This is a genomic window from Methylobacterium sp. WL103 (genome assembly GCF_008039885.1).
Classification (GTDB): domain Bacteria; phylum Pseudomonadota; class Alphaproteobacteria; order Rhizobiales; family Beijerinckiaceae; genus Methylobacterium; species Methylobacterium cerastii.
The window spans coordinates 1-2,740 of sequence record NZ_VRUX01000556.1 but is presented as its reverse complement, the minus strand read 5'-3'; the positions used below and the strand labels follow the sequence as shown (position 1 = coordinate 2,740).

Annotated in this window: 2 protein-coding genes; both read left to right on the top strand. The window is 71.1% G+C overall.

The window, feature by feature from the left end; genetic code table 11:
- Nucleotides 1-358: 358 nt before the first annotated feature.
- A complete protein-coding gene (locus FV222_RS22240; RefSeq protein WP_147764893.1) occupies nucleotides 359-1,606 on the top strand; it encodes an acyl-CoA dehydrogenase family protein in 1,248 nt (415 codons plus the stop codon).
- Nucleotides 1,603-2,664, top strand: a complete 1,062-nt coding sequence (locus tag FV222_RS22235; protein ID WP_246685601.1) for a phosphotransferase family protein — start codon at nucleotides 1,603-1,605, stop codon at nucleotides 2,662-2,664. The genes FV222_RS22240 and FV222_RS22235 overlap by 4 nt, the downstream gene beginning before the upstream one ends.
- Nucleotides 2,665-2,740 lie beyond the last annotated feature (76 nt).

Below are 2,740 nucleotides of genomic sequence, written 5' to 3'. Positions count from 1 at the left end.
CAGCCGGAAAGCCGAAAAGGAGCCGCACCGTGAGTTGACCAGACCCACCCAATGATAAACATCAACCCCTGAACCTGGGTCACTTCTCAACGAAAACGCCGGGTCAACTCTCAGCGGAAATCAACACCGGGCTTCTAACATCCAATATTAAGATTGACGCCGTGTCTTCGGTCCGCCGAGATCGCCTTGCGGTTGCGTCCTGCGACGGACCGCACGTCCGGTCCGGGCCGCCGTCGCAGACGGCCGGCGCGATCTTTCAGGCCTGGCCCGGTCGGGGCTTGTCGCCCGATTCGAAGCGGGAGTACGGTCCCTTCGCCCAGCCGCGCGATGACGTCGGCGGGCTCAGGGAGTGGAAGCATTGGATTTTTCCCCGTCCTCGACGCAGGAGCGCTGGCTCAAGCGCGTGCGCGACTTCATGGCCGCCGAGGTCTACCCGGCGCTCGACGCCGTGAAGGCCGAGACGGCGCAGACCGTGCCCGACCGCTGGGCGCCCTCCGAGGCGATCGAGGGCCTGAAGGCGAAGGCGCGCGCGGCCGGCCTATGGAACCTGTTCCTGCCGCCCTCGCCCGAGCACGACACCGAGGAATTCCGGGGTGCCGGGCTGACCAACCTCGACTACGCGCGCTGCGCCGAGGAGATGGGCCGGATCGCGTGGGCCTCGGAGGTGTTCAACTGCTCGGCGCCCGACACCGGCAACATGGAGGTGCTGCACCGCTACGGCAGCGCGATGCACAAGGAGCGCTGGCTCAAGCCCCTGATGGCCGGAGAGATCCGCTCCGCCTTCCTGATGACCGAGCCGGAGGTCGCCTCCTCGGACGCGACCAACATCGCGACCTCGATCCGCCGCGACGGCGACCACTACGTCGTCAACGGCCGCAAGTGGTGGTCCACCGGCGTCGGCGACCGGCGCTGCAAGGTCGCGATCGTCATGGGCAAGACCGACCCCGACGCGCCGCGCCACCAACAGCAATCCCAGATCTTCGTGCCCCTCGACGCGCCCGGCGTCGAGATCAAGCGGATGCTCTCGGTGTTCGGCTACGACGAGGCCCCACACGGCCACGCCGAGGTGATCCTGCGCGACGTGCGCGTGCCGGCCGAGAACCTGATCCTCGGCGAGGGCCGCGGCTTCGAGATCGCCCAGGGCCGCCTCGGGCCGGGGCGCATCCACCACTGCATGCGCACCATCGGCGCGGCCGAGGCCGCCCTGGAGGCGATGGTGCGCCGCCTGCTCTCGCGCACCGCCTTCGGTAAGCGGCTGGCCGACCAGTCGGTCTGGGAGCAGCGGGTGGCGGAAGCCCGCATCGACATCGAGATGACGCGGCTGCTCTGCCTGAAGGCCGCCGACATGATGGACAAGGTCGGCGCCAAGGCGGCCAAGCTCGAGATCGCGATGATCAAGGTCGCCGCCCCGCGCATCGCGCTGAAGGTGCTCGACGACGCGATCCAGGCCCATGGCGGCGCCGGCGTCTCCGACGACTTCGACCTGGCGCGGACCTACGCCCACGTCCGCACCCTGCGGCTGGCCGACGGACCGGACGAGGTGCACAACCGCTCGATCGCGCGCCTGGAATTCGCCCGGCACAGCAACGCGGGCCCCGCCGCGTGAGCGAGACCGGGGACGCCGCCTTCGCCGGCACCAAGCCGGTCGACCCGCGCCACCGGATCGACGAGGCCGCGCTGTCGGCCTGGATGGCCGGGCACGTGGCGGGCTTTCGCGGCCCGCTCGCGCTGCGCCAGTTCAAGGGCGGCCAATCGAACCCGACCTATCGGCTGGAGACGCCGGGCGGGGCCTACGTGCTGCGACGCAAGCCGTTCGGCCCGCTGTTGCCCTCGGCGCACGCGGTCGAGCGCGAATACCGCCTGATCCGGGCGCTGCACGGCACCGGCTTCCCGGTGCCCCGCGCCGACGCGCTGTGCGAGGATGCCGGCGTCATCGGCGCGGCCTTCTACGTGATGGAGGCGGTCGAGGGCGCGGTGCACTGGAACGCGGCCCTGCCCGACCTCGGGCCGGCGGAACGGCGCGGCGTCTACGAGGGGATGATCGCGACACTGGCGCGCCTGCACCAGACCGACCACACCGCGATCGGGCTCGGCGATTACGGGCGGCCGGGCAACTACTTCGCCCGCCAGGTCGATCGCTGGACCAGGCAGTACCGCGCCGCCGAGGGCGACCGGCTCGAGGCGGCCGAGCGGCTGATCGCGTGGCTGCCGCGGACCGTGCCGGAGCAGGACCGCGTCTCAATCGTCCACGGCGACTACCGCCTCGACAACATGATCTTTTCGGGCGGCCGCGTGGCCGCGGTGCTCGATTGGGAACTCTCGACGCTGGGCGATCCGCTCGCCGACTTCAGCTACCTGCTGATGCACTGGGTGCTGCCGGCGGACGGGCGCAGCGCGCTCGGCGGCCTCGACCTCGGGAGCCTCGGCATCCCGGCGCAGGCGGAGGCGGTGGCGCTCTACTGCCGCGAGACCGGGCGCGACGGCCTGCCCGACCTGAACTGGTACTTCGCCTACAACCTGTTCCGCCTGGTCGGCATCCTGCAGGGCATCGCCGGGCGGATGAAGGCCGGCACCGCCGCGAGCGACCACGCCGCCGACATGGCGGCCCGCGTCCCCAAGCTCGCCGACGCGGCCTGGTCCTTCGCCGTGAAGGCCGGGGCCTGACCGCGATGGCTCGGATCGTCGTCGTTACCGGCGCTGCGGGCGGCATCGGCCGCGCCCTCTGCGCGCGGTTCGCGGC